Genomic DNA, 25,780 nt, shown 5'->3' with positions numbered 1-25,780 from the left:
CGTGACGACAGTCCTCGTGATCGGCGCGACCGGCAAGACCGGTCGCGCCGTCACGCGCGCGCTTGCCTCGCAGGAGGTCGACGTGCGCGCTGCGGTGCGCTCCACCGAGGCCGGGAAGAGAGCGTATGCCGCTGGGGCCCGGTCGATCTCGGTCGTTGACCTCGAGTCCGGGGTCGGGCTCGACGAGGCCCTCGCCGGTGTCGACGCCGTCTACCACCTCGCGCCCAACGTGCACCCTGACGAGGTCGGGATCGCCGAGCGCGTCGCCGCCGCGGCCGAGCGAGCAGGCCTGTCCCGCTTCGTCTTCCACTCGGTGCTGCACCCGGACGAGGCTTCGATGCCGCATCATCTCCGCAAGGCGGAGGCCGAGAAGGTCATCCGTGATCACCTGCCCGGGGTCACGGTGCTGCGCCCCGCGGCATACCACCAGAACCTCGTCGACGCAGCGGCCAGCGGGCAGCTCACCGTGCCGTACTCGCTCGACGCGCCCTTCACGAACGTCGACCTCGCCGACGTGGCGCAGGTCGCCGTGACAGTGCTGACCCGCATCGGGCACGAGGGCCTGACGTACGACCTGGCCGGCCCCGAGGTGCTCTCGGTCCGCGACCTGGCGCGCGTCGCCACGGACGTGCTCGGCCGCCCCGTGCAGGCCATCCGCGTGGACGTCGCCGAGTGGGTGGCCGGACCCGGTGCGACCCTGTCGGCCCAGGCCCGCGACGACCTCTTGGCGATGTTCGCGTCCTACGACCGGGGCGGCCTCGTCGGCGACCCGTCGACGCTGCGCCGCCTGCTCGGGCACGAACCGGGGACGTGGGCGCAGGTGCTGGCTCACCCCTGACGTCCAGCAGAGGCGGTGGGCGCCTCAGTCGACGTCGAACTCCTCGATGGTCTGACGCACCGTGTTGGTCGGCGAGTCCGAGCCGTTGGGCCGCTCCTCGCGCGTGATGACGCGCTTGTGCTGCGTGCCCTTCGCCCCGTGCCAGATGAGCAGGCCGCCGGCCACCATGAGGATGACCCCGACGGTGGGCAGGCTGATGGCGGGCGTGTTGGCGCGGACCGCAAAGGCCAGGATGGCCCCGACGACGGCGAGCAGGACCCCGACTCCCACGTGTGCCCACCTCTCGGCTCGACCGAAGCGCGCCGGACGGCGCCTGAAGACATTATCTCCCCGCGCCCCGCGGACCGAAACGGTCCAGGCGAGATCGACGGCCCCGCCCCCGGACGGCGGTGCAGCAGCCCACGGACCTCGGCCCGACGGCATACATCTGCCAATGTCGGTGGCTGCCTTGGGCAGGAGGTGACAACGCGCCCGCTCCGCCGCGCTCCCTAGGCTCACGCCATGACGACCGAGGACGCGCCGTGAGGGTGCTCGTGGCGCTGGGCGGCAACGCCATGACCGGGCCCGACGGCAGCGCGACGCCCCAGGCCCAGCTCGACGCCATCGCCGTCGCGAGCCACCACCTCGCCGAGCTCGTCGCCGCCGGCCACGAGGTCGTCATCACGCACGGCAACGGGCCCCAGGTCGGCAACCTCCTCGTCAAGAACGAGCTCGCCGCGCACGTCGTGCCGCCGGTCCCGCTCGACTGGTGCGGCGCCCAGACGCAGGGGACGATCGGTTTCACGCTGCTCGACACCCTCGAGGGTGCCCTCGCCGCCCGTCACGTCGAGCGACCGGTCGCCGCGATCATCACGCGCACCCTCGTCGACGCCGACGACCCCGGCTTCACCCACCCGACGAAGCCGATCGGGCGCTTCCTGCCCCGCGAGCAGGCCCAGACGCTCATCGACCACGGCGAGCGCTGGGAGGACCGCGGCGAGAAGGGCTGGCGTCGCGTCGTCGCCTCCCCCGAGCCGGTCGAGGTCCTCGAGACGCACACGCTCCACACGCTCCTCGCCGCCGGTTACGTCGTCGTCACGGCCGGAGGCGGCGGCATCCCCGTCGTCCGCGGCAGTGACGGCGCCATGCACGGCGTCGAGGCCGTCATCGACAAGGACCTCACGGCCGCCCTGCTCGCCCGGGCCGTCCACGCCGACGCGCTCGTCATCGCGACCGACGTCGCCCACGCCGTCGCCGGCTGGGGCACGCCGGAGGCCCACGACATCGGCCGGGTCACGCTCGCCGAGATGGAGGCGTATGCCGCCGCCGGCCACTTCGCGTCGGGCTCGATGGGTCCGAAGGTCGAGGCCGCCCTGCGCTTCGTCCGCTCCGGCGGTTCGCGCTCGATCATCACAGCACTCGACCAGCTCGCCCCGGCCATCGACGGCCACGTCGGGACCGTCATCGAAAACCCTGAAAGAGAAAGGTGATTCACGTGCCCGAAGCCATTGAGGTGCGCAAGGTCCCCATCCACTCGGTCGCGGACGCGTCGGAGCTCGCGAAGCTCATCGACGACGGCGTCATGGAGGCCAGCCGCGTCATCGCCATCATCGGCAAGACCGAGGGCAACGGTGGGGTCAACGACTACACGCGCATCATCGCCGACCGCGCCTTCCGCGAGGTCCTCGTCGAGAAGGGCGCTCCGGCCGACCAGGTCAAGCAGGTCCCGATCGTGTGGTCCGGCGGCACCGACGGCATCATCAGCCCGCACGCGACGATCTTCGCGACCGTCCCGGCCGACAAGGCCGAGCAGTCCGACGAGCCCCGGCTGACGGTCGGGTTCGCCATGAGCGAGCCGATCAAGCCCGAGGAGATCGGCTACGTCGCGATGGTCCAGAAGGTCGCCGACGCCGTGAAGGTCGCCATGGAGCGCGCCGGCATCACCGACCCGGCCGACGTCCACTACGTCCAGACCAAGACGCCGCTGCTGACGATCCACACGATCCGCGACGCGAAGTCCCGAGGCCACGAGGTCTGGACCGAGCACACCCACGAGTCGATGGACCTCTCCAACGGCACGACGGGCCTCGGCATCGCCGTCGCCCTGGGCGAGATCGAGATGCCGACCGACGCCGACATCATGCACAACCGGTCGCTCTTCTCGTCGGTCGCCTCGTGCAGCTCGGGCGTCGAGCTCGACCAGGCGCAGGTCGTCGTCGTCGGCAACACCAAGGGCATCGGCGGCCGCTACCGCATCGGCCACTCGGTCATGCAGGACGCGCTCGACGCCGACGGCGTGTGGGCTGCGATCAAGGACGCCGGGCTCGACCTGCCGGAGCGCCCGCACACCAGCGACATCCAGGGCAGGCTCGTCAACGTGTTCCTCAAGTGCGAGGTGAGCCAGGACGGCACCGTGCACGGCCGGCGCAACGCGATGCTCGACGACTCGGACGTGCACTGGCACCGCCAGATCAAGTCGGCCGTCGGCGGCGTCACGGCGTCGGTCACGGGCGACCCCGCCGTCTTCGTGTCGGTGTCGGCCGCGCACCAGGGCCCCGACGGCGGTGGCCCGGTCGCCGCGATCGTCGACCTCGGCGAGGGCGAGCCCACCGGCTACCGCTGGACCCGCTGACCCCGCTGAACGGCATACGCCCAATCGAAAGAGCGATCCGTCCGGCCTCACAAGATCGAAAGAGCGATCCGTCCGGCTCAGCGGGACCTCAGGGTCCTACTGAGAGCGGACGGATTGCTCTTTCGATTGTCGTCAGTGGGCGAAGTGGCGGGTGCCGGTGAAGTACATCGTCACGCCGGCTGCCTTGGCCGCCTCGATGACCTCGTCGTCGCGGATGGAGCCGCCGGGCGCGACGACAGCGCGCACGCCGGCGTCGAGCAGGATCTGCAGTCCGTCGGCGAAGGGGAAGAACGCGTCGGACGCGGCGACCGAGTCGAGGGCCCGCTCCTCCCCCGCACGCCGCACGGCGAGGTAGCAGGAGTCGACGCGGTTCACCTGTCCCATGCCGACGCCGACCGCGGCGCCGTCCTTGGCCAGCAGGATCGCGTTGGACTTCACGGCGCGGATCGCGCGCCAGGCGAACTGCAGGTCGGCCAGGGTCGCGTCGTCCGCCGACTCGCCGGCGACGAGGCGCCAGTTCGCGGCGTCGTCGCCACCCGTGACGTCGCCGCCCTCGCCGCGCACGACGGCGTCCACCTTGTCGACCGTCTGCACGAGCAGGCCACCGCTGACGGCACGCGTCTCGATCGGGTCGGCCGCCTCGGCCATGCCGACGGGCAGGCGTAGGATGCGGAGGTTCTTCTTGGTCGTGAGGATCTCGAGGGCCTCGGGCTCGTAGTCGGGCGCGATGATGACCTCGGTGAAGACCGGCTTGGCCGCCGCCGCCATCGCTGCCGTGACGGTCCGGTTCGCGGCGATGATGCCGCCGTAGGCGCTCACCGGGTCGGTCGCGTGGGCCCGCTCGTAGGCCTCCTCGATCGTGCCGCCGATGGCGATGCCGCACGGGTTGGCGTGCTTGATGATCGCGACGGTCGGCTGGTCGCCGTGGTCATGCGCGGCGCGCACCGCGGCGTCGGTGTCGACGTAGTTGTTGTAGGACATCTCCTTGCCGTGCAGCTGCTCGGCGGAGGCCACGCCCGGACGCCAGTGGCGGTAGAGCGCAGCGCCCTGGTGCGGGTTCTCGCCGTAGCGCAGGGCCGCCGCACGGTCGAAGGTCGCGCCGGTCCACGCCGGGAAGCCGGTGCCGTCCGTCGTGTCGGCGACGACGGTGCCCATCCAGCTAGCGACGGTGTTGTCGTAGCTCGCCGTGTGCACGAACGCCTCGGCAGCGAGGCGGCGGCGCTCGGTCAGCGTGAAGCCCCCCGCCGTCACGGCCTCCGTGACGTGGGCGTATGCCGTGGGGCTCGTCACGATGGCGACGCTCGCGTGGTTCTTCGCTGCGGCGCGCACCATCGACGGCCCGCCGATGTCGATCTGCTCGACGCACTCGTCCTCGCTCGCACCCGACGCAACGGTCTCGCGGAAGGGGTAGAGGTTGACGACGACGAGGTCGAACGGCTCGACACCGAGGTCGGCGAGCTGCTGCACGTGGTCCGGGTTGCGGGTGTCGGCGAGGATGCCGGCGTGGACCTTGGGGTGCAGCGTCTTGACCCTGCCGTCGAGGCACTCGGGAAAGCCGGTCAGCTCCTCGACCTGAGTCACGGGCACGCCCGCGGCGGCGATCGTCTTGGCCGTGGAGCCCGTGGAGACGATGGCGACGCCGGCAGCGTCGAGCGCGCGGGCCACCTCGTCGAGGCCGGACTTGTCGTAGACGGAGACGAGGGCCCGCTTGATGGGGCGGCGGCCGTCGGTCGCAGCGGACGGGGCGGCGGTCATAGGTGCACTCCTGGTTCGGTGACGTCGGTCGCGGCATGCCCCGGGTCGGACCCGGTGGCTTCCGTTCTCGCGAGGCACCCAGGCGGTCGATGCTCCCGACGTCACTCCCCGGTGGTGTCCCACCCGCGCCAGTCGTGTTTGCCCAGCCTACCGTCGATCGAGAGAGCAGTTCGTCCGTCGTGCGGACGGATCGCTCKTTCGATCAGCGAGKGGGGCGGCGCGGGKCGGGGACGGATCGCTCKTTCGATCAGCGAGTGGGGCGGCGCGGGKCGGGGACGGATCGCTCKTTCGATCAGCGAGKGGGGCGGATCAGCCGATGCGGACTCGGCGGCCCTCGACGGCGAAGCCTTCGCGGGCCAGGCGGCTCACGACGTCGACGAGCAGCTCGCGCTCGTGGACCTTGATGCGCTCGTGCAGGCTCTCCTCGGTGTCGTCGTCCTCGACGGCGACGACGCGCTGCTCGATGATCGGCCCGGTGTCGACGCCGGCGTCGACGAGGTGGCACGTCGTGCCGGTCACCTTGACGCCGTAGGCGAGGGCGTCGCGCACCCCGTGGGCACCGGGGAAGCTCGGCAGCAGGGCCGGGTGGGTGTTGACGACCGGGGCCACCCCGAGCGTCGCCGGGCCGAGGATCCGCATGAAGCCGGCCGTCACGACGAAGCGCGGCGAGGCGGCAGCAACCTGCTCGGCCAGTGCGGCATCCCACGCACGCCGGTCGGAATGCTCTTTCGGTGCCACGGTGAACGTCGGTATGCCGGCCCGCTCGGCGCGCTCGAGGCCGACGCACGGGCGGTCGGCGCCGACCGCCGCGATCCGCACCCCGTAGGCCGGGTCGGCCGAGGCGTCGATGAGGGCCTGGAGCAGGGTGCCCGAGCCGGAGACGAGGACCACGACGTCGACGGGGGCGGGAGCACTGGTGGGCGCGCTGGCAGGGGCATCGCTCGTCACGCCGCGGAGTGTATCGGTCGGGGTGATGCGGGGTCGGTCGGCGCCATGGGCGAGGATGGGCGCGTGACCGACCCCGACCTGCAGGACCAGATCGTCTTCGCCCGCGAGAAGGCCAAGCGCACCCTCCCCGTCGCGCTGCTCGTGCTCCTCGGCCTCACCGCGATGTACCTCCCGCTGCCCAAGCGCTTCGTGGCCTTCGTGCCGCTCGTCCTCGCCGTGGCGCTCACGGTGCGCCTGCTCCGCTTCCTGTCGCCGCGCACGGGCAGGGAGAAGATCTGGCCGGTCGTCACGCTCGTCATCGCCGGGATGCTGCTGTCGACGCTGGCGGTGCAGGTCGCGTTCTACGACTCGGTGAGCGCCTACGAGGAGTGCCTCGCCGGTGCCCAGACGAGCATCGCCGCGGGCAGCTGCGCACCGCTGCGGGACGCCGGGCTGCTCGGTCTCGTCATGCGCTGAGGTCGGACGCGGAGAGCGAACGGGGAGCCCACGGGCCCCGCACCCCGGTCAGTCCTCGTCGCCCGATCCGGCGGCCTTCTCGTCCTGGGCTGCAGGCTCGGCAGCCTCCTCCTGCTGGCGTTCGCGCCGACGCTCACGCAGCACGAGCGCGGCCGCGTAGAGGAGCGCGCCACCGACGACCTCGATCGTGAGGGCGGCGGCGAACGGCCCGAGGGGCGCGCCGACGGCCGAGAGCCGGTCGACCCCCACGGCCCCGTTGCCGAGGGCCGTCACGCCGAGGACGACGGCGACCGCCAGGAGGGCCGTGACCGCGGTGGCGGTCAACCGGGCACGCACGTTGCCGAAGAACTCGAGCTCGGAGTCGACCCGCCGCCCGAGCCAGGCGCCGAGGAGCACGGGAGCCAGCACCACGGCATACATGATCGCCGGGTAGTCGGCCGCCTGCGGAAGGGCGCCGAGCACCGGCACGAGCGGCAGCATCCCCGGCTGGGCGGCGGCGGGAGTGATCGTCGACCCCAGTGCGACCTGGAAGCCGGGACCGGCGAGGAACGACAGGGCCCACGTCGCCGCGTTGCCGAGGAGGGCGAGCTGGGCGAGGGAGATGATGGCGAGGGCCCCGACGTTGGCGGCGTACTGGTCCTGGACGTCGGCCACCGTCGTCCACGACACGGCGACGCGGAGGACGACCACGACGAGCCCGAGCGCGAGCAGCTGGCCCGCTCCGCGCCACCCGGCACGCCACACCGACGGCAGCCAGGTCGGCCCCCTCCGGAACCACGAGCGGACGAAGGCCGGCGCCGTGTCGTCGTCGGGGCGGAGCAGGACGAAACCGAGCGCCGCGACCGGGACGAGGAGCGAGCCCAGGACGGCCGCGACGCCGGGCGTGGCGGGACCGCCGAGCGTGAAGAGCGCCAGGACCGCCGAGACGAGTCCGTAGCCGAGGACGAAGCCCGGCACGATGCCCCACTGCGCGACACGGCTCCAGGCGCCCGCGCCGACACGCAGACGCTCGGTCGCCGCGAGACGTCGGGCCCACCGGACGGCGATGTAGACGAAGACGAGCAGGAGCAGCAGCGGGGTCACGGAGAGCGACACGGTGCCGGCGCCGACCGACTGACCGTGCCCGAGGAACCAGATCGCGCTCGCGACCGACACGGCCGAGAACCATCCGACCGAGGTCTCCGGCGCCGCGACCCAGCCGATGAGGGCGGGCAGCACGACGACCGACCACGTCCCGATCGCAGCGAGGGCGCCGGCCCGCAGCGAGGCCGGCATGGCCGTCGCAGGGCTTACCGACGAGGTCGTCGCCGCAGCGGTCGTGGTGGTCGTGCTCGGCGGGGCCAGTGGTCTCACTCCTGCAATGCGGATCCGGTGGTTCATCCCCATGGTCACAAGATCCGCGCCTCTGAGCGAGCGCCCACGCCGGTGACCCCCGACCGGACCCCGACCGGACCCAGACCGGACCCAGACCGGACCCAGACCGGACCCAGACCGGACCCCAGAGCGGACTCTGGAGCCTGGGACCTGGGGGCGTCTGGCCACGCCGAAGTACCCGCTGCGCCACACGGCATACGCGCTCGGTGGGAACGACGAACGGGCGGCCACCCGAAGGTGACCGCCCGCTCGAAACGCTTGTCGCGCAGACTACTTGGCGATGCCCTGCATGATCTCGCGCATGAGGTCAGCGGTCTCGGACGGCGTCTTGCCGACCTTGACGCCGGCGGCCTCGAGGGCCTCCTTCTTGGCCTGCGCCGTGCCCGAGCTGCCCGACACGATGGCGCCGGCGTGGCCCATCGTCTTGCCCTCGGGGGCGGTGAAGCCGGCGACGTAGCCGACGACCGGCTTCGTCACGTGCTCCTTGATGTAGGCCGCCGCACGCTCCTCGGCGTCGCCGCCGATCTCGCCGATCATGACGATCGCGTCGGTGTCGGGGTCGTTCTGGAACGCCTCGAGGCAGTCGATGTGCGTCGTTCCGATGATCGGGTCGCCGCCGATGCCGACGGCCGAGCTGAAGCCGAAGTCCCGCAGCTCGTACATCATCTGGTAGGTCAGCGTGCCCGACTTGGAGACGAGGCCGATGCGGCCGGTGCCCGAGATGTCGGCCGGGATGATGCCGGCGTTGCTGACGCCCGGGGTGATGAGACCGGGGCAGTTCGGGCCGACGATGCGCGTCGTGCCCTGCTCCTTGGCGTAGTTGTAGAACTCCGCGGTGTCCTTGACCGCGACGCCCTCGGTGATGACGACCGCGAGCGGGATGGCGGCGTCGATCGCCTCGACCGCGGCGGCCTTGGTGAACTGGGCGGGCACGAAGATCACCGACACGTTGGCGCCGGTGGCCTCGATGGCCTCCTTGACGGTGCCGTAGACGGGGACGGAGACGCCGCCCTCGAAGTCGACCGTGGTGCCGGCCTTGCGCGGGTTGACGCCGCCGACGATGGTCGTGCCGGACTTCAGCATGCGCTGGGTGTGCTTCATGCCCTCGGACCCGGTCATGCCCTGGACGATGACCTTCGAGTCGGCGTTGAGGAAGATAGCCATGGTTTCGTTCTCGCTTCTCTTGGCTCGGTGGTCAGTTGGCGGGCCGGGCGGCGAGCTCGGCGGCGCGGCGCGCGGCGCCATCCATCGTCGGCTCGATCGTCACGAGCGGGTGGTTGCGCTCCTGCAGGATGCGACGGCCCTCCTCGACGTTGTTGCCGTCGAGGCGCACGACGAGCGGGCGGTCCTCCTCGTCACCGAGCGCGTCGAGCGCGCCGACGATGCCGTTGGCGACGGCGTCGCAGGAGGTGATGCCGCCGAAGACGTTGACGAAGACGCTCCTGACCTGCGGGTCCGACAGGATGATGTGCAGGCCGTTGGCCATGACCTCGGCGCTCGCACCGCCACCGATGTCGAGGAAGTTGGCCGGCTTCTGGCCGCCGAACTGCTCACCGGCGTACGCGACGACGTCGAGCGTGCTCATGACGAGGCCCGCGCCGTTGCCGATGATGCCGACGGAGCCGTCGAGCTTGACGTAGTTGAGGTTCTTCTCCTTGGCGGCCGCCTCGAGCGGGTCCGCGTGGGCCGAGTCCTCGAGGGCCTCGTGGTCGGCGTGGCGGAAGCCGGCGTTCTCGTCGAGCGTCACCTTGCCGTCGAGGGCGACGATGTCGCCGTCCTCGGTCTTGACGAGCGGGTTGACCTCGACGAGCGTCGCGTCCTCGTCGCGGTAGACGGCCCACAGCTTCTGCAGGACGTCGGCGATCGCGGGCTTGTCGGCGTCGTCGAAGCCGGCGGCGTCGACGATCTCCTTCGCCTTGGCCTCGTCGATGCCCCTGTTGGGGTCGACCGCGATGCGCGCGAGCGCCTCGGGACGCTCGACGGCGAGCTCCTCGATCTCCATGCCGCCCTCCTTGGAGCACATGGCGAGGTAGGTGCGGTTGGCCCGGTCGAGCAGGACCGAGAAGTAGTACTCCTCGGCGATGCGGGCGCCCTGGGCGATCATCACGGTGCCCACGGTGTGGCCCTTGATGTCCATCCCGAGGATGGCCTCGGCCGCGGCCTGGGCCTCGTCGGGGCTCTTCGTGACCTTGACGCCACCGGCCTTGCCGCGGCCGCCGGTCTTCACCTGCGCCTTGACGACGGTGACACCGCCCGACTTCGGTCCGATCTGCTCAGCGGCCGCTCGGGCCTGCTCAGGGGTGGTGGCGATGGCGCCGGCCAGCACGGGCACCCCGTGCTTCTCGAACATGTCGCGGGCTTGGTACTCGAAGAGATCCACGGGTGGGGTCCGTCCTCGTCGTCGATTCGAATCGTCGTCGATCGCGTCGCTGCGGCGTCCCGGGGCCCACGTGCTCACGCTCTCGCGCTCGGACGGGCCCTGCGCCGTGGCGCAACCGAATCAGGCTGTCGCTCGGACTCTAGTGGCTCCGGCCTGCGGCGACGGCATCGGGTCTGCCTGACCGGACAAAGATCACACCGCCATCTCACCCACGGTCCGGTCGGCCGATCCGGCCGGAGGCGTACATCTGCCGTGTGGGCGTATGCCGTGTGGCGTATGCCGTATGCCGTGGGGTGCGGGCTGGCGCGCGGGCCGCCTCAGGCGGGGTGGACGTGCTCGCGGACCCAGCCGACGATCTCCATCGTCGTCGCGCCGGGCGTGAAGACCTTGGCGACGCCGAGCTTCTCGAGCGCAGCGATGTCGTCGTCGGGGATGATGCCGCCGCCGAAGACGACGATGTCGCTCGCGTCCCGCTCGGCGAGCAGCTCGACGACCCGCGCGAAGAGGGTCAGGTGCGCCCCGGAGAGGACCGAGAGCCCGACGACGTCGGCGTCCTCCTGGATGGCCGCCTCGACGATCTGCTCGGGCGTCTGGTGCAGGCCGGTGTAGATGACCTCCATGCCGGCGTCGCGCAGCGCCCGCGCGACGACCTTCGCGCCGCGGTCGTGGCCGTCGAGGCCGGGCTTGGCCACGACGACACGGATGACGTCGGTCGAGACCGGCCCTGTGCCGGTCGCGCTCTCGTCGACAGTCGCGGCAACGGCGTCGGCACCCAGGGACTCGCTCATGCCGGGCACTCTAGCCAGCCTGGGGAGACGCGGCGCGCGAGAGTGACGGAAGACCCACCCGTCGGGGTACGTTCGACAGGTGGCAATGGCAGCACGAGCGGCGACGACGCCGCGGCAGGCACGCACCTCGACCGGTGCCGCGAAGCGGGGCCCCCGGGGCTTCGTCGCGGCCGTCGGGGAGGTCGCCGGCGCGCTCCTCACGCCGACCGGGCTCGCCGGGGCCGCACTCGAGGCGTCCTGGATGGGCCTGCACCTCGGGCTCTATCCCCTCGGTCTGCTCGGTTCACGCGCGAGCGACCGGCGCCAGGGCTACCGGCTCGGCCACCTGCCCCCCAGCCAGCGCGGGCTCGCGATCCAGAACGTCGAGGCGGCCGAGACCCCGATCCTGCTCGTGCACGGCATGGTCGACAACCGCTCGATCTTCACGGTCCTGCGCCGTGGCCTCGTGCGACGCGGCTTCGGGCGCATCGAGACGATCAACTACTCCATCTTCACCGGCGACGTGCGGGCGGCCGCCGCCGCCCTCGGCGCCGAGGTCGAGCGGATCGTCGAGGAGACCGGCTACGAGCGCATCCACGTCATCGGCCACTCCATGGGCGGCCTCATCGCGCGCTACTACGTGACACGTCTCGGCGGCGACCAGCACGTGCACACCCTCGTCACGCTCGGCACCCCGCACCGGGGCAGCTACCTCGCGTACACGTGGAACAACGGCCTGACCCGCCAGCTCCGCCCAGGGAGCGCCCTCATGGACGAGCTCGCCGCCCCGGTCAAGGAGTGCCAGACGCGCTTCCTCGTCTACTGGTCCGACCTCGACCAGGTCGTCGTTCCCCAGCACAACGCGGCGCTGCACCATGCCGACCTCAACGTGCACAACGTCGCCCTCCACGGCGTCGGACACATGAGCCTGCCGATCACGAGCAGCGTCGTGCACGGCATCTCCACCGCGCTGGCCCACCTCGACACCTCGGGCGCGACGGTCACCCCCGGAGTCAGCTCCCTGGGCAGTCGGCGCTCCGGTCCGGCGGCGAAGAAGCCGCTCCGCGACGGCGCCGCGAGCCGCGCCGGCTCTTCGCGCTGACGGCCCGCTCCCCCGGACCGGAGGCTCTCGGCCGTCTGACGCCTGCCCGCTTGTGGACCACCGCGGGGGCGGATCTCACGGATACCCTAGCGTCGTGCCCAGTCGCGTCCCCCGCGACGCCGGACGACCATGGACGTGGCGTGATTTTGGATCACGAAATGGTCACGTTACGCTGACGGCTCTCGCCTCTGTGACCGATAGGTAAGTCCTTCGTGCCCAAAACCCGATACACCGGCCGGCACCGGCCGGCAGCCAAGCCTTCTCGGGGCCGACAGTTCGTCGTCCCCGTTGCGCTGCTCTCCACGACCGTCGCCGGCGGCCTGGTCGCCCGTGCCGCGGGTGCGAGCGAGCTGCCCCAGGCGGCTGCCATGAAGAACGTGTCGAACTCGACCGCCCTCGGTGCCACCGCGGACTCCGGCGCCGTCGCCGCCGCGGCGGACCGCACCGGCGCCCGCTCCTCGCGCGACATGACCCGGGACGCCAAGACCCTCATCGTCAGCGCGAGCCAGAGTGCGACCCAGAGAGCCGCCCAGGCCCAGGCCGCGGCTGCTGACCAGGCGAAGCGCGACGCGGCCGCCCGCGCGATCGCCCAGGCCCATCGCTGGGTCTCCCCCGTCGCCGGCTACACCCTCACCTCCGGCTTCGGCCTCCGCTGGGGCAAGATGCACCCGGCACAGGACCTCGCCTGCCCGGTCGGCAGCCCCGTCCACGCCCTCTCGAGCGGCACCGTGGTCTTCGCGGGGTGGTCCACCGAGGGTTACGGCAACCTCGTCAAGGTCCGCTACTGGGACGGCACCGTCTCGTGGATGGCGCACAACAGCCGCCTGCTCGTCGCCGTCGGCGACGCGGTCTCCCCCGGTCAGCCCATCGCCTTCAGCGGCAGCACCGGCCACTCGACCGGCCCGCACGTGCACCTCGAGATCCACCCGGGCGACGGCAGCGCAGTCGTCCCCACCACGTGGCTCGCCGCGCGGGGCGTCACCCTCTGACCGACGCCGCATCGCGGCACGAGGCCCGTCCCCCTCGGGGACGGGCCTCGTCGCGTCCGTGCCCGTCTGACCTCGCGCATCCGGCGGTGGACCTGACGATGTAGCGTTCCGCGCGCGCGAATTCGTCGGGAATGTCACCATTGTCCCCGTCCCCGCACCGCGCCCGTCATCGTCGCAGTGCTTCCGTCGTGACGAGACGAGCTCCAGATGCCAGCTTCCACCCAGACCCGTCGCGCCCGGTCTCGCACGTTCGCGTCGGCGATGCTCGCGCTGTGCGTGGCCACCACCGTCACCGTCGCCGCCGCCGCGACGCCGGCGGCCGCCGCCGACACGTCGCCGACCACCGGGACGGCCGAGTCGACGGCTCCGGCACCGGTCGTCCCTCCCGGGCCCGCCGGGATGCCTGCCGGCATCGAACGGCCTGCCGCGTACGTCCCGTCCAACGACTGCGACCCGGTCGCCAAGCCGGGCACCGTCCGGCTCGGCGACCTGCTCAAGGCGACGTACGGCTCGTACTACAACACGGTCTCGACCTGCACGCCGGGACCTGCATCGACCAGCGAACACTTCGACGGGCGCGCCATCGACTACTTCCTCAACGTGCGCGACGCGACCCAGAGCGCACAGGCGTCCGCGTTCCTGTCCTGGCTGACGGCTCCGGATGCGGCCGGCAACGCATTCGCGAACGCGCGCCGCCTCGGGGTCATGTACGTCATCTGGAACAACCAGATCTGGGCGACGTACCGCGCCTCGGAGGGGTGGCGCCCCTACCTGAACTGTGCGTCGACGCCGGCGACCAGCTCGGACACGAACTGCCACCGCAACCACATCCACATCAGCATGTCGTGGGAGGGGGCGATGGGGCGCACCTCCTACTGGACCAAGACGGTCGCAGCCCAGGACTTCGGGCCGTGCCGATTCCCGGACCTGAACTGGGCGCCGCGGTACAGCGGCTTCAACCCGAACCAGTGCCCGAGCTACCCGACCGTGGCGGCCCCCTCCGGCTCGAGCTCGCTGCTGACGACCCTGGTCACGAACTCGGGGATGGACCTTCGGTACGGCTCGACCGGTCCGGTCGTGACCGCCGTCCAGACCGTGCTCAACGTGAGCGCCACGGGCGGCTTCTACAGCCAGACCCAGGCCGCGCTGACCGCCTGGCAGAGCGCACACCAGGTCGCCGCGACCGGCGTCATGGACCCGCCCACCTGGCGGGCCATGCTCAAGGCGTTCGGGAAAGCGACACCGCCGAGCGCGGACGTCGTCCACGGCTTCGACGCGGACGGGACCGCGGACGTCCTCGCGGTCACCTCGACCGGCAGCCTGCGGCTCTACAGCGGGGACGGTGCCGGCTACGTCACCGGCGGGTCACAGATCGGCCTCTCCTGGAACATGTTCGACACGGTGTTCTCCCCCGGCGACTTCACCGGCGACGGAAAGGCCGACCTGATCGGCCGCACCCCGGCCGGGGCGCTCGTGCTCTACCGCGGCAACGGCGCCGGCGGGTTCACCGGCGGCGGCGTGCAGATCGGCCTGTCGTGGAACATGTTCGACACGGTCTTCTCCCCCGGCGACTTCACCGGCGACGGGAAACCCGACCTGATCGGCCGCACCCCGGCCGGGGCGCTCGTGCTCTACCGCGGCAACGGCGCCGGCGGCTTCACCGGCGGCGGCGTGCAGATCGGGCTGTCGTGGAACATGTTCGACATGGTGCTCGGCGCGGGCGACTTCACCGGCGACGGGAAACCCGACCTTTTCGGGCGCACCCCGTCCGGGGCTCTTCTCCTCTACCGGGGCAACGGCGCCGGCGGGTTCACCGGCGGCGGCGTGCAGGTCGGCGCCGGCTGGGGCATCTACCGGACGGTCTTCTCCGCCGGCGACCTCAACGGGGACGGGCACGGCGACATCGTGGGGATCAAGGGCGACGGCAGGTTCTACGTGTATGCCGGAGACAGCAGCGGCCGCTTCACGTTGGCAGCTCGCCAGGCCGGGACCGGCTGGACGTTTCCCACGGTCTTCGCGGTGAGCTGACCTGCCAGTCCTCCACACGCCGCTCGGCGGCATACGGCGTCGCCTGAGGGTCCCGCTCGCGGGCCCGCGGGTCAGAGCTTGACGAGCGGGGCGTAGCGGAGCAGGAGGCGCTTGGTCCCGGTGTCGGCGCCGAAGTCGACGTGGGCCATCGACTTGTCGCCGTCGCCCTCGACCCGGACCACGGTGCCGAGGCCGAACGAGTCGTGGGTGACGCGGTCGCCCGACTGGAGCGCGATGACGGGTCGCTTGCCGGCGCTGCGCACCCCGGGACGGGCCGCCAGCGTCGCGACGGCGGGACGGTCGGAGCCGCGGGCCCCGCTGAACGACGGGCCCAGTCGCTGCCAGTCGAGCAGGTCGCCGGGGATCTCGTCGAGGAAGCGCGACGGCGGGTTGTACTGCGGTGCGCCCCACGCGGATCGGACGGCCGCGCGCGAGAGGTAGAGCCGCTCGCGGGCCCGGGTGATGCCGACGTAGGCGAGGCGGCGCTCCTCCTCGAGCTCCTTGGGGTCACCGAGCGCGCGCATGTGCGGAAAGGTGCCGTCCTCGAGGCCGGTGAGGAAGACGACGGGGAACTCGAGGCCCTTGGCCGTGTGCAGCGTCATGAGGGTCACGACCCCCTGCGCCTTGGCCTCGGGCTCGTCGGGGATCTCGTCGGCGTCGGCGACCAGGGAGACCTGCTCGAGGAACTCCTCGAGCGCACCTGCGGGCCCGACGTCCTCGGGCTCGACGCCGGGTGCCAGCTCGCCGCCGGACTCCTCGAGCTCGGTGGCGCGGCGGTCGTCGTACTCCTGCGCGACGGCCACGAGCTCGGCGAGGTTCTCGACCCGGGTCTCGTCCTGCGGGTCGTGGCTCGCCCGCAGCTCGGCGAGGTAGCCGCTCTCCTCGAGCGTCATCTCGAGCAGGGCGGCGACGCTGTCGTCGGCCTCGTAGGAGGTGCGGAGCTTCTCGAGCAGCACCGTGAAGCCCTGGATGGCCGCGACGGAGCGCGTGGCGATGCCCGGCGCGTCCTCGGCGCGGCCGAGCGCCGCGACGAAGGGGATGCGCTCGCGCTCGGCGAGGGCCGCCACGCACGCCTCGGCGCGGTCACCGATGCCGCGCTTGGGCGTGTTGAGGATGCGGCGCAGGTTGACCGTGTCGGTGGGGTTGGAGACGACCCGAAGGTAGGCCAGGGCGTCCTTGACCTCGCGCCGCTCGTAGAAGCGCGTGCCGCCGACCACCTTGTAGGGCAGTCCGACCCGCACGAGAACCTCCTCGATGGCACGGCTCTGCGCGTTGGTGCGATAGAAGACCGCGACGTCGCCGGGCTTGACGCCCTTGTCGGCGAGGTCGTCGATCTCCTTGGCGATGAAGGCCGCCTCGTCGTGCTCGTTGTCGCCGACGTAGCCGGTGATCATCGGCCCGTCGCCGGAGTCGGTCCAGAGGTTCTTGGCGCGGCGCCCCTCGTTGCGGGCGATGACGGAGTTGGCGGCGCGCAGGATGCGCTGCGTCGAGCGGTAGTTCTGCTCGAGCAGGATGGTGCGGGCGTCTGGGTAGTCCTGCTCGAACTCGAGGATGTTGCGGATGGTCGCGCCGCGGAAGGCGTAGATCGACTGGTCGGAGTCGCCGACGACGCAGAGCTCGGCCGGCGGGACGGCATAGGCCCCCTCGGGTCCCTTGACCTCGCCGACGAGCTCCTTGATGAGCTGGTACTGCGCCTGGTTGGTGTCCTGGTACTCGTCGACGAGTACGTGCCGGAAGCGGCGGCGGTAGTACTCCGCGACGTCGGGGAAGGCCTGCAGGACGTTGACCGTCATCATGATGATGTCGTCGAAGTCGAGGGCGTTGGCCTGGCGCAGGCGGCGCTGGTACTGCGTGTAGGCGTCGGAGACGGTGCGCTCGTAGTGGTTGCCCTCGGTGACCTGAGAGGCGTAGGTCTCCTCGTCGATGAGGTCGTTCTTGAGGTTGCTGACCTGCGCCGAGAAGCCGCGCGGCGGGTAGCGCTTCGGGTCGAGGTCGAGGTCGCGCAGGACGAGGCTCATGAGGCGCTGGCTGTCGGCGGCGTCGTAGATCGAGAAGGTCGACTTCATCCCGACCTTGGCCGCCTCACGCCGCAGGATGCGCACGCACGCGGAGTGGAAGGTCATGACCCACATGGCCCGGGCGCGCGGGCCGACGAGCGCCGCGACGCGCTCGCGCATCTCGGCCGCGGCCTTGTTGGTGAAGGTGATGGCGAGGATCTGGCCCGGCTGCGCGCCACGCTCGCCGAGCAACCACGCGATGCGGTGGGTCAGCACGCGGGTCTTGCCCGACCCCGCGCCGGCGACGATGAGCAGCGGGGTGCCCTCGTGGACGACCGCCTCGCGCTGCTCCGGGTTGAGCCCCTCGAGCAGCACGGCCGGGTCGAGATCGGGGCGGCCCTGCGGCGCCGCCTCGACACCGCCACGCGCTGCGGCCTCGGCCCACGTCGGGACGCCCTGCTCGGTGACGTCGGCGCCGCGCCCGGTGCGTCCGGACCCGCCGGAGGACGCGCCCTGACCGTGCTCGAAACCGGGGATGGGAAGGTCGTCGAAGAGCGTGCTCATGATCGGTCCAGCCTACGTCGAACCACCCACAGCCCCGGACCACGACGCACAGCCGGTCGCACCGGGAGAGGATGGGCGCGTGAGCGACTTCGAGATCCGCGCGGCCTCGGTCGCCGACGTGCCCGACCTCATCCGCCTCGTCCAGGCGCTGGCCGCCTACGAGAAGGAGCCGGACGCGGCCACCGCGACGCCCGACCAGTTCCGGGACGCGCTGTTCCCGGCCCAGGGCGACCCCACGGCATACGCCCTCGTGGGGGTGCGGGAGGGCGCGGTCGTCGCGATGGCCATCTGGTTCCGGAGCTTCTCGACGTGGACCGGGCAGGCGGGCATCTGGCTCGAGGACCTCTTCGTCGAGCCCGACCAGCGCGGCCACGGCCTCGGCAAGGCCCTGCTCGCCCACCTCGCGCAGCTGTGCGTCGAGCGCGGCTGGACCCGGCTCGAGTGGACGGTGCTCGACTGGAACACCCCGTCGATCGAGTTCTACCGGGCCCACGGCGCCCGTTCCCTCGACGACTGGAGCACCTTCCGGGTCGACGGGGACGCCCTGCCGCAGCTGGCGGCGATGACGTGAGGCGCCCGCCCCGCCGGATGGGCTCGGCCGACGTCCTCTGGCTCAACATGGACCGCCCGACCAACCTCATGGTCATCGTGTCGGTCGTGCTGCTCGAGTCGGTGCCCGACTGGGACCGTGTCCTCGACCTGATGCGCACCCGGATCCTCGAGCCCTACCCCGTCTTCAGCCAGCGGCCCGTCCGGCCACGACGGACCCTTGGCCGCTACCACTGGGAGGACGACCCGGACTTCGACCTCACGCGGCACGTGCACCGAGCGACGCTCTCCGGCAAGGGAACTGCCGCCGAGGCCGATGCCGAGCTGCAGGCCTACATCGAGGAGTACCTGCCGCACCCCTTCGACCGGTCGCGTCCTCTCTGGGAGGTCCACCTCGTCGACGGGCACGGGTCCGGGGCAGCGCTCGTCTTCCGCATCCACCATGCGCTCGCGGACGGGATCGCGCTGACCCGAGTGCTGCTCGGCCTGACCGAGGACGCGGCCGGAGTGCCGGGAGACCTCGTCGGCCCGCCGGCTGAGACCGACCTGCCGACCATGCCCCTCGGTGCCGACGCATCGTCGGGCGCCATCGGCTCCGGCGTGCGCCTCGTGCTGGCCTCCGCCCGCTCGGGGTGGGATCACCTGCGCGCCAAGGGCGCCCGGGCCACGGTGACTGGCGCGGCGGGTCTCACCCTCCGCACCGGTCAGGTCGTCTCCGACCTGCTGCTCACGACGAACCCGGCCAGCGCCGTCGGTGGCGTGCCCGGGCAGCGCAAGCGCCTCGTGTGGACCCAGCCGCTGCCGCTCCCGGGTCTCAAGCAGGTGGGCAGGCTCGTCGGCGCCACCCTCAACGACGTGCTCATGAGCGCTGTCGCGGGCGCCCTGCACGCCTACCAGGACGAGCACGGTCGCGCCCCCGTCGACCTCGTGACGATGGTGCCGGTCAACGTCCGCCCCCTCGACGAGCCTTTGCCGCGCGAGCTCGGCAACCGCTTCGCCCTCGTCTTCCTCCGCTTCCCGAGCCGCGACGCCACGCCGCTCGGGCGCCTCGCGCTGTCCAAGGCCCGGATGGACTGGCTCAAGGCCTCGCCGGAGGCAGCCCTCACCTTCGCCCTCATCTCCACCATCGGCCGCTTCCCCGCCGGCATCGAGCGCCGCGTCGTGGACTTCTTCGCCGACAAGGCGATCGGCGTCACGACGAACGTCGCCGGGCCAAGGGACGTCCGCCATCTCGCGGGGGTGCCGGTGACTGGGGTGCTGGGCTGGGTCCCCGGTTCGGGCCGGCACACGGTGGGCTTCTGCATCATCACGTACGACGACGCAGTCCGCATCGGGATCATGGCCGACGAGTCCGTCCTGCCGGATCCCGAGGCCCTGCTCGCGGCCCTCGAGGACGAGGTGGCCCTCCTGGTGCGCATCGGTGCCGCTGGGCCCACCTCGCGGAAGCGGAAGCGTCGTCGGTCGTAGGGTGGCGAGCATGAACCGAGCGACCAGCGTCTTCGTCTCCGAGCCCGGTGACGGCACCGTCCTCCAGGTCCGCGACCACGACCTCCCCGATCCCGGCGCGGGAGAGGTGCAGGTCGAGGTGGCCGCCGCCGGCGTCAACTTCATCGACGTCTACAAGCGCCAGGGCGTCTACCCCGTCCCGACGCCGTTCGTCCTCGGCGAGGAGGGCGCGGGCACCGTCACCGCGGTGGGTCCGGGGGTCGTCGACGTGGCCGTCGGGGACCGGGTCGCGTGGTGCCAGGCGTCGGGCAGCGAGTCCACGCTCGTCAACAAGCCGGCCCGCCTCGTCGTCCCCGTGCCCGACGGTGTCGACCTCGAGGTCGCCGCCGCCGCCATGCTCCAGGGCCTCACCGCGCACTACCTCGTCACGAGCACGTATGCCGTGGGCCCGGGTGACGTCGCCCTCGTGCACGCCGCTGCCGGCGGGGTCGGGCAGCTCCTCGTGCAGATGATCACGGCCCGCGGCGGCGTCATCGTCGCGACGGCGGGATCCGACGAGAAGCTCGAGATCGCAAGGGCGCTCGGCGCCCAACACCTCATCAACTACTCCACGGTCGACGACCTGGCTGCCGCCGTGCGTGAGGCTGCCGGACGCGGCGTCGACGTGGCCTACGACGGCGTCGGCCGGTCGACGTTCGACGCCTCGCTCGCGTCGCTGCGGCCGCGCGGCATGATGGTCCTCTTCGGCGGGGCGAGCGGCCAGGTGCCGCCCTTCGACATCCAGCGTCTCAACAGCAGCGGGTCACTCTTCCTGACGCGCCCGACGCTGGCGCACTACGTCGCCGATCGCCAGGAGTACGAGTGGCGGGCTCGCGAGGTGCTCGGCGCGGTCGCCGACGGGTCGCTCAAGATCGCCATCGGCGGTCGCTACCCGCTCGCCGAGGCGGCGGCGGCCTACGAAGCGCTCGAAGGGCGCCGGACGACGGGCAAGCTCATCCTGGTGCCCACCGCATGAGCCGCACCCTCTTCCGGCACGACCGCATCTGGACCGGCGACCCGGAGAACCCCTGGACCGACGCGCTGCTCGTCGAGGACGGGCGTGTCGTCACTGTCGGTGCCGAAGCGGTGTCGGCGACCGGAGGCGTGGACACCGTCGACCTGCCCGGCGCCGTCGTCCTGCCCGGGCTGCACGACGCCCACATCCACACCGAGTGGCTCTCGCGCGACCTGTCGTCCGTCGACCTGCGCGAGGCACGCTCGCTGGAGGAGACGCTCGAGCTCGTCCGCGCCCACGCGGAGGGACTGCCCGAGGGCGAGTGGCTGCACAGCGGACGCTGGAACCACAACCGCTGGTCGGTCCCGGAGCAGCCCGACCGCCACGCCCTCGACTCCGTGTCCGGCGGCCGGGTCGCGGCGCTCTCGAGCGTCGACGGCCACACGATCTGGGCCAACTCGCTCGCCCTGCGCCTCGCCGGCATCACCCGCGAGACCCCCGACCCGGTGGGCGGCGAGATCGCGCGCGACGCGTCGGGAGAGCCGACCGGCATCCTGCGGGAGTCGGCCCAGGAGCTGCTCGACGCGATCCCCCGCGACGAGTCGCCGCTGCGGCCGTGGCTCGAGCGCTGCCAGGACTGGCTGCTGTCGGTCGGCCTGACGAGCATCACCGACATCGACGGAGAGGACGCGCGGGCGGCCTACGCCGAGATGCACGCCGACGGCGCCCTGCGGCTGCGCGTCACCAAGTGCACGCGCGACCCCGACCTGGAGCTCGCGGTCGCCGAGGGCCGCCGGTCAGGGCAGGGCGACGACGTCTTCCGCGTCGGTCCGGTCAAGTTCTTCAGCGACGGCGCGCTCGGCTCGCACACCGCCCACATGACCGAGCCGTTTCTCGGCCACGAGGGCTGCGGCATCGCCGCGATGCCCTACGACGTGCTCCTCGAACGCACCCTGCTGGCCGCCCGGTCCGGCCTGGACGTCGTCACGCACGCCATCGGCGACGAGGCGAACCGGCTCGTGCTCGACGTCTTCGAGGCGGTCCGCGGCGAGGGACTCGACACGCTGCTCCGCATCGAGCACGCGCAGCACGTGCGACCCATCGACATCCCTCGCTTCCGGGCCCTCGACGTCGTCGCGTCGATGCAGCCGACCCACTGCACGGCCGACCTCGAGCTCGCCGACGAGATCATCGGCCCGCGCCGCCTCGCGTCGTATGCCTGGCGCAGCTTCCTCGACGCCCGCGTGCGCGTGGCGTTCGGCTCGGACGCACCGGTCGAGGACCCCAACCCGTTCTACGGGTTGCACGCCGCCGTGACGAGGCAGCGCAGCGACGGCCAGCCGATCGGCGGGTGGCGGCCCGAGGAGCGGGTCACCCTCGACGAGGCGGTCCACGCCTTCACGGTCGCTGCGCACGAGTCGGTGGGGCGCACCGACGTCGGCCGCCTCGTGCCCGGCCAGCTCGCCGACCTCGTGGCGGTCGACCGCGACCTGTGGTCGCTCGAGCAGTCTTCGCCGGCCGACATCCGTGACACCGTGGTGCTCCAGACCTGGGTCGGCGGCGACCTCGCCTTCGAGCGGGTCTGAGCGACCCGGCATACGCCCTCGGCTGCACACCGACGACCGTTGGTCGCCAACGCCCGGCGACACGCCGGCACGACACGCGGCGCGCGGGGTCAGGCGCGACCAACGGTCGTCGGTCGGCGGAGGGCGCCCCGCCGCCGCAGCAGATCGCCGCCCCGCCTGGATCCTGACGCTCGGCCGCGCGACGCAGGACCGATGCGACCCACTCCTGCTGGAACATGGCCTGCACCCACGACACCCTGATGACGACCCAGTCGTCCAGGACTGGGTCGTCATAGCGCCAGCAGTCGGCATCGATGGCCCGCTCACTCGTGTGGAACTCGTGGCTGTCCCCCTCGACGACGAGTCGCAGCTCGGTGTCGACCAAATCCGGACGGATGCGCCGGCTGCCGACGCGCCGGCGCACCTGCGGCACGAGCCGCAGTCCGGGCACGTCGAGCGAGATGGCGCGGATCACCGACTCAGACGCGTTCGCCGGGCGGTCGCGGGCGAACCACGCCACCTCGAGCGCCGCGTCACGGCCGCGGCCGGGCAGTCGGTCGGCTGCCCGCATCAGCTCCGCCTGGGTGACCATCCCCGACCGCCGCGGAGTCGGCGACGGCGAGGGCCTCAGGGCGTAGCGACCGCGCGCCACCCGACGTATCGCACCGCAGCGGAGGGCCTCGTCGAGAGCGGGGCGACCGACAGCACTCTTCAGTCGGCGGGTGTCGCCACACCGCCGTGCCGGCGCATCGCCGTGATGATGTCCATCGCGGCAGCGTGGGCGAGGCCGTCTGCGCTGCGGTCATCCACAGCCGACCGACGACCGTTGGTCGGCTCGAGCCGCGACTCGCCGGCGCGACACGCGGCCACCGCGGCCAAGCGCGAGCAATGGTCGTCGGTACGCGGCGACGGGCGGCCGGAGGGCGACGACCGGTCAGCCGGGGACGACGGCCAGCAGGAGCGTCGCGAACCACGTGAGGCCGCCGACGACCAGCAGGAAGACGCCGATGATGGCCATGTTGCCGGCACCGTCAGCGCGTGACGCCCGGCGCCTGCGGCGGCCCACGACCACCAGTGACAGTCCCGCGACGAGCCAGACGAGACCGATGAGCAGACCGGCGAGAACTCCTGCGTTCCAGCGCATCTCAGCCGCCCACCCCGAACAGTGGCGACGTCACCAGATCGCGGCGACGAGCACGTTGACGACCGCGCCACCACCCGCGGCGTCGAGCAGGTTGCCGGTGTCCTTGCCCTTGCGGCCACGGGCCGCACCGATCTCGGCGGCGGCCAGCACGCCGAGCGCGATGACGAGCTTGACCGCGATCTTGGCGTTGTTCACCGTGTGCTCGTCGTCCTTGATCGCCGAGGCGATGCCGACGAGCGCCAGACCGGTGAGGAGCTGCGCCCGCGCACCCCACACGATCGGCGCGATCACCGTGCGCCCGCTGCGGACAGCGATCCAGCCGCCGACGATCGCGGCCATGCCGAGCAGGTGGAGCGCGACGATGAGGTTGTAGACGAAGTCCATGGCCGACATCCTACGAAGCGTCGTAGGTGCCGCCCGCGCGGCCCTCTCCGGCTGCGAGGTCGAGCAGGGCATCGAGACGGCGCCAGGACGAGGCGAGCGGGTAGTCGCCCAGCTCGGTCACCGGCACCCAGCGGGCATCGGACGTCGTGCCGCCGACGTCGTGGATCACCACGTCTCGCGGGTCGGGACACGTCGCGGCATAGACGATGCGGACCGCGTGGAAGTCCTCGAGCGTGCCCGAGGGCGAACGCCCGACCCAGTGGTGCGACTGGACCGTGAGCAGCCCGCCGAGCTCGACGCGCTGCCCCGTCTCCTCCCACACCTCTCGGTGCACGCCGTCGACGGGTGTCTCGCCGTCGTCCAGGCCGCCACCGGGCAGTCCCCAGTCGCCGGCCACATGGGTCTGGGTGTTGAACTGCGTCAGCAACAGCCCCCGAGCGCTCGACACGACGGCGTATGCCGCGACGCGCTGGTAGGGCTCGCCGACCTCCCCGTCCCCGACGCCCGCGTCACGGGCAACGCCTTCCCGCCGAGGACGTATGCCGTCCAGCTCGCTCACGCGGTAGCCCAGCTCGAGCGCGCCGTCGTCACGCATCGTCGCGAAGAACGGCGACTCGATGCCCCACCCCGCGGCTCCGAGGACGACCTCCGGATGCTCGCCGTGGCCCAGTCGCGCCTCGACGACACGCCGCTCGCTCGCGTCGATCGCGACGACGACCAGGCCGCCGGGCACGTTCGTCCTCATCGCGTCCTCATCGGCGGACCAGACCGAGCGCGCGTTCGTACTCCGCCTCGGCGAGGGCCGCGACGTGTGACCACTCCTGCTCGGGTGGATGGCTGGTGTTCCAGATCCTCATCCGAGCGACCTCTCCGGGATCCTTGGCCAGACGCGCGATCGCCGATGACATCTGCGAGTCGCTGGACACGACAAGGCCGTTCACGCCATCCGTCACGAACTCACCGACGCCAGAGCCGGATCGGCCGATGACCGGAAGCCCGACGGTCCGAGCCTCGAGGGATGCGATCCCGAACGACTCGAGACGAGCCGGTGACAGGTAGACGTCGGCGGCGGCATACAACTGGCGCAGCTCGTCGCGCGGGACCCGCCCCGGCAGCGACACCCAGTCGAGGCGGCGCTCACGCACGAGCGCCTCCACCTTGCGGCGGTCGGGCCCCTCCCCCAACACCGTCAGCGACACGGAGCCCGGCCCGGCCAGCCGCGCAGCCTCGGCCACGAGCTCCACGAGGGCGGCCGGTCGCTTGCGGGGCGCGAGCCGCATGGCCGTGACGAGGCGCAGCGGTCCCGGCTCGCGGACCACAGGACCCACGGTCCATCGTGCGACGTCGATGCCGTTGGGCAGCACACCGACCGAGACGCCGGGCCCGACGAGCCGGCGCAGCGGCTCCGCGGCGACGTCCGACACGGCCGACATGGCCACGCCGCGCGACGCCCACCGGCGCACGAACCGGGCAGCCCGGAAGACCGGCGCCACCCCGGCGAGCATGCAGTGCCACGTCATGGCCGTCGGCAGCCCCAGACCGACCGTGACGCGCGTGCTGTCCCAGGCGAACGGCGAGACGACCCCGGTCTGCACGTGCGCGACGTCGAAGCCCCCCTCGACGAGCCGACGACGCAGCTCGGCGGGCGCGAACGGGTTGATCGGCAGCTCCCACGGCATCCGGGCGGCCAACCGGTGCACGGGCACGCCGTCGACGACCGTCACGGTCCCGTGCATCTCGCCGTCGGCGCCGCGGGTCGCGGTGAACACCTCGACGTCGTGGCCGGCTGCCTGGAGATGCTGGGCCAGGTCGTGCGTCTGGACCTCGATCCCGCCCAGTCGGGGCAGGTAACAGTCGGACAGGAGGGCCACTTTCACGGAAGACACTGT

The 25,780-nt window shown here is 71.9% G+C and carries 24 protein-coding genes and 1 riboswitch; of the genes, 12 read left to right on the top strand and 12 right to left on the bottom strand.

Annotation, left to right across the window (positions count from 1 at the left end):
• Position 1: 1 nt before the first annotated feature.
• The gene (locus tag AB4030_RS03780) at positions 2 to 838 is read left to right on the top strand and encodes an SDR family oxidoreductase (RefSeq protein ID WP_442277849.1); all 837 of its coding nucleotides are present in this window, start codon (positions 2 to 4) and stop codon (positions 836 to 838) included.
• 24 nt (positions 839 to 862) lie between these two features.
• Here AB4030_RS03780 and AB4030_RS03775 read toward each other — a convergent pair whose 3' ends face one another.
• Positions 863 to 1,108, bottom strand: a complete 246-nt coding sequence (locus AB4030_RS03775) for a DUF6458 family protein (RefSeq protein WP_442277848.1) — start codon at positions 1,106 to 1,108, stop codon at positions 863 to 865.
• A 251-nt stretch (positions 1,109 to 1,359) separates the two neighbouring features.
• Between AB4030_RS03775 and AB4030_RS03770 the strand changes: the two genes are divergently transcribed.
• The gene (locus AB4030_RS03770) at positions 1,360 to 2,307 is read left to right on the top strand and encodes a carbamate kinase (protein WP_442277847.1); all 948 of its coding nucleotides are present in this window, start codon (positions 1,360 to 1,362) and stop codon (positions 2,305 to 2,307) included.
• Positions 2,308 to 2,312: 5 nt separating this feature from the next.
• Entirely contained in the window at positions 2,313 to 3,449 is a 1,137-nt protein-coding gene (locus AB4030_RS03765; protein WP_442277846.1) for a ring-opening amidohydrolase, read from the top strand.
• 132 nt (positions 3,450 to 3,581) lie between these two features.
• On the opposite strand, the gene purH is transcribed toward AB4030_RS03765, so the two are convergent.
• A complete protein-coding gene (purH, locus tag AB4030_RS03760) occupies positions 3,582 to 5,204 on the bottom strand; it encodes a bifunctional phosphoribosylaminoimidazolecarboxamide formyltransferase/IMP cyclohydrolase (protein WP_442277845.1) in 1,623 nt (540 codons plus the stop codon).
• A 69-nt stretch (positions 5,205 to 5,273) separates the two neighbouring features.
• A riboswitch (ZMP/ZTP riboswitch) is annotated at positions 5,274 to 5,350 on the bottom strand.
• A gap of 163 nt (positions 5,351 to 5,513) precedes the next feature.
• Positions 5,514 to 6,152, bottom strand: a complete 639-nt coding sequence (gene purN / locus AB4030_RS03755) for a phosphoribosylglycinamide formyltransferase (RefSeq protein ID WP_442277844.1) — start codon at positions 6,150 to 6,152, stop codon at positions 5,514 to 5,516.
• Positions 6,153 to 6,215: 63 nt separating this feature from the next.
• Here purN and AB4030_RS03750 point away from each other — a divergent pair, with 63 nt between their 5' ends.
• Positions 6,216 to 6,608 (top strand): hypothetical protein, encoded by a 393-nt coding sequence (locus tag AB4030_RS03750; RefSeq protein ID WP_442277843.1) that lies wholly within the window; start codon positions 6,216 to 6,218, stop codon positions 6,606 to 6,608.
• A gap of 48 nt (positions 6,609 to 6,656) precedes the next feature.
• Here the strand turns inward: AB4030_RS03750 and AB4030_RS03745 are convergent, their stop codons facing one another.
• The 4 genes from AB4030_RS03745 to AB4030_RS03730 all read right to left on the bottom strand — a co-directional run bounded on the left by AB4030_RS03745 (position 6,657) and on the right by AB4030_RS03730 (position 11,150).
• Positions 6,657 to 7,961 carry a cell division protein PerM gene (locus AB4030_RS03745; RefSeq protein ID WP_442277842.1) on the bottom strand — a complete coding sequence of 435 codons (1,305 nt, stop codon included), beginning with the start codon at positions 7,959 to 7,961 and terminating at the stop codon, positions 6,657 to 6,659.
• Between the two features lie 291 nt (positions 7,962 to 8,252).
• Entirely contained in the window at positions 8,253 to 9,146 is an 894-nt protein-coding gene (gene sucD, locus AB4030_RS03740; protein WP_442277841.1) for a succinate--CoA ligase subunit alpha, read from the bottom strand.
• Positions 9,147 to 9,177: 31 nt separating this feature from the next.
• Positions 9,178 to 10,362 (bottom strand): ADP-forming succinate--CoA ligase subunit beta, encoded by a 1,185-nt coding sequence (sucC, locus tag AB4030_RS03735; RefSeq protein ID WP_442277840.1) that lies wholly within the window; start codon positions 10,360 to 10,362, stop codon positions 9,178 to 9,180.
• A gap of 317 nt (positions 10,363 to 10,679) precedes the next feature.
• Positions 10,680 to 11,150 (bottom strand): cobalamin B12-binding domain-containing protein, encoded by a 471-nt coding sequence (locus AB4030_RS03730; protein ID WP_442277839.1) that lies wholly within the window; start codon positions 11,148 to 11,150, stop codon positions 10,680 to 10,682.
• An 85-nt stretch (positions 11,151 to 11,235) separates the two neighbouring features.
• Between AB4030_RS03730 and AB4030_RS03725 the strand changes: the two genes are divergently transcribed.
• The 3 genes from AB4030_RS03725 (at position 11,236) to AB4030_RS03715 (ending at position 15,248) form a co-directional block, all read left to right on the top strand.
• Positions 11,236 to 12,231, top strand: a complete 996-nt coding sequence (locus AB4030_RS03725; protein ID WP_442277931.1) for a lipase family alpha/beta hydrolase — start codon at positions 11,236 to 11,238, stop codon at positions 12,229 to 12,231.
• A 212-nt stretch (positions 12,232 to 12,443) separates the two neighbouring features.
• A complete protein-coding gene (locus tag AB4030_RS03720; protein WP_442277838.1) occupies positions 12,444 to 13,220 on the top strand; it encodes a M23 family metallopeptidase in 777 nt (258 codons plus the stop codon).
• Between the two features lie 207 nt (positions 13,221 to 13,427).
• On the top strand, positions 13,428 to 15,248 hold the full coding sequence (locus AB4030_RS03715) for an FG-GAP-like repeat-containing protein (RefSeq protein WP_442277837.1): 1,821 nt from the start codon (positions 13,428 to 13,430) through the stop codon (positions 15,246 to 15,248).
• 71 nt (positions 15,249 to 15,319) lie between these two features.
• Here the strand turns inward: AB4030_RS03715 and pcrA are convergent, their stop codons facing one another.
• On the bottom strand, positions 15,320 to 17,809 hold the full coding sequence (gene pcrA, locus AB4030_RS03710) for a DNA helicase PcrA (RefSeq protein ID WP_442277836.1): 2,490 nt from the start codon (positions 17,807 to 17,809) through the stop codon (positions 15,320 to 15,322).
• Between the two features lie 79 nt (positions 17,810 to 17,888).
• Between pcrA and AB4030_RS03705 the strand changes: the two genes are divergently transcribed.
• The 5 genes from AB4030_RS03705 to AB4030_RS03685 all read left to right on the top strand — a co-directional run bounded on the left by AB4030_RS03705 (position 17,889) and on the right by AB4030_RS03685 (position 23,001).
• A complete protein-coding gene (locus tag AB4030_RS03705) occupies positions 17,889 to 18,380 on the top strand; it encodes a GNAT family N-acetyltransferase (RefSeq protein WP_442277835.1) in 492 nt (163 codons plus the stop codon).
• Positions 18,377 to 19,825, top strand: a complete 1,449-nt coding sequence (locus tag AB4030_RS03700; protein ID WP_442277834.1) for a wax ester/triacylglycerol synthase family O-acyltransferase — start codon at positions 18,377 to 18,379, stop codon at positions 19,823 to 19,825. Before AB4030_RS03705 ends, AB4030_RS03700 begins: the two co-directional genes overlap by 4 nt.
• 10 nt (positions 19,826 to 19,835) lie before the next feature.
• Positions 19,836 to 20,819 (top strand): quinone oxidoreductase family protein, encoded by a 984-nt coding sequence (locus AB4030_RS03695; RefSeq protein ID WP_442277833.1) that lies wholly within the window; start codon positions 19,836 to 19,838, stop codon positions 20,817 to 20,819.
• Complete coding sequence (locus AB4030_RS03690; RefSeq protein ID WP_442277832.1) at positions 20,816 to 22,384, top strand: amidohydrolase; 1,569 nt, start codon at positions 20,816 to 20,818, stop codon at positions 22,382 to 22,384. Before AB4030_RS03695 ends, AB4030_RS03690 begins: the two co-directional genes overlap by 4 nt.
• Positions 22,385 to 22,677: 293 nt before the next feature.
• Positions 22,678 to 23,001, top strand: a complete 324-nt coding sequence (locus AB4030_RS03685) for a hypothetical protein (protein WP_442277831.1) — start codon at positions 22,678 to 22,680, stop codon at positions 22,999 to 23,001.
• Between the two features lie 296 nt (positions 23,002 to 23,297).
• Here AB4030_RS03685 and AB4030_RS03680 read toward each other — a convergent pair whose 3' ends face one another.
• The 4 genes from AB4030_RS03680 to AB4030_RS03665 are packed head-to-tail and all read right to left on the bottom strand — an operon-like array spanning position 23,298 to position 25,768.
• Positions 23,298 to 23,507 carry a hypothetical protein gene (locus AB4030_RS03680; protein WP_442277830.1) on the bottom strand — a complete coding sequence of 70 codons (210 nt, stop codon included), beginning with the start codon at positions 23,505 to 23,507 and terminating at the stop codon, positions 23,298 to 23,300.
• A gap of 30 nt (positions 23,508 to 23,537) precedes the next feature.
• Complete coding sequence (locus AB4030_RS03675; RefSeq protein WP_442277829.1) at positions 23,538 to 23,891, bottom strand: hypothetical protein; 354 nt, start codon at positions 23,889 to 23,891, stop codon at positions 23,538 to 23,540.
• Positions 23,892 to 23,901: 10 nt separating this feature from the next.
• On the bottom strand, positions 23,902 to 24,636 hold the full coding sequence (locus tag AB4030_RS03670) for an NUDIX hydrolase (protein ID WP_442277828.1): 735 nt from the start codon (positions 24,634 to 24,636) through the stop codon (positions 23,902 to 23,904).
• Positions 24,637 to 24,643: 7 nt separating this feature from the next.
• On the bottom strand, positions 24,644 to 25,768 hold the full coding sequence (locus tag AB4030_RS03665; RefSeq protein WP_442277827.1) for a glycosyltransferase family 4 protein: 1,125 nt from the start codon (positions 25,766 to 25,768) through the stop codon (positions 24,644 to 24,646).
• Positions 25,769 to 25,780 lie beyond the last annotated feature (12 nt).

It is taken from the genome of Terrabacter sp. 2YAF2, from assembly GCF_052114705.1.
In the GTDB taxonomy this organism is placed as follows: Bacteria; Actinomycetota; Actinomycetes; order Actinomycetales; family Dermatophilaceae; genus Terrabacter.
This window is presented reverse-complemented; position numbering and strand designations above follow the sequence as displayed.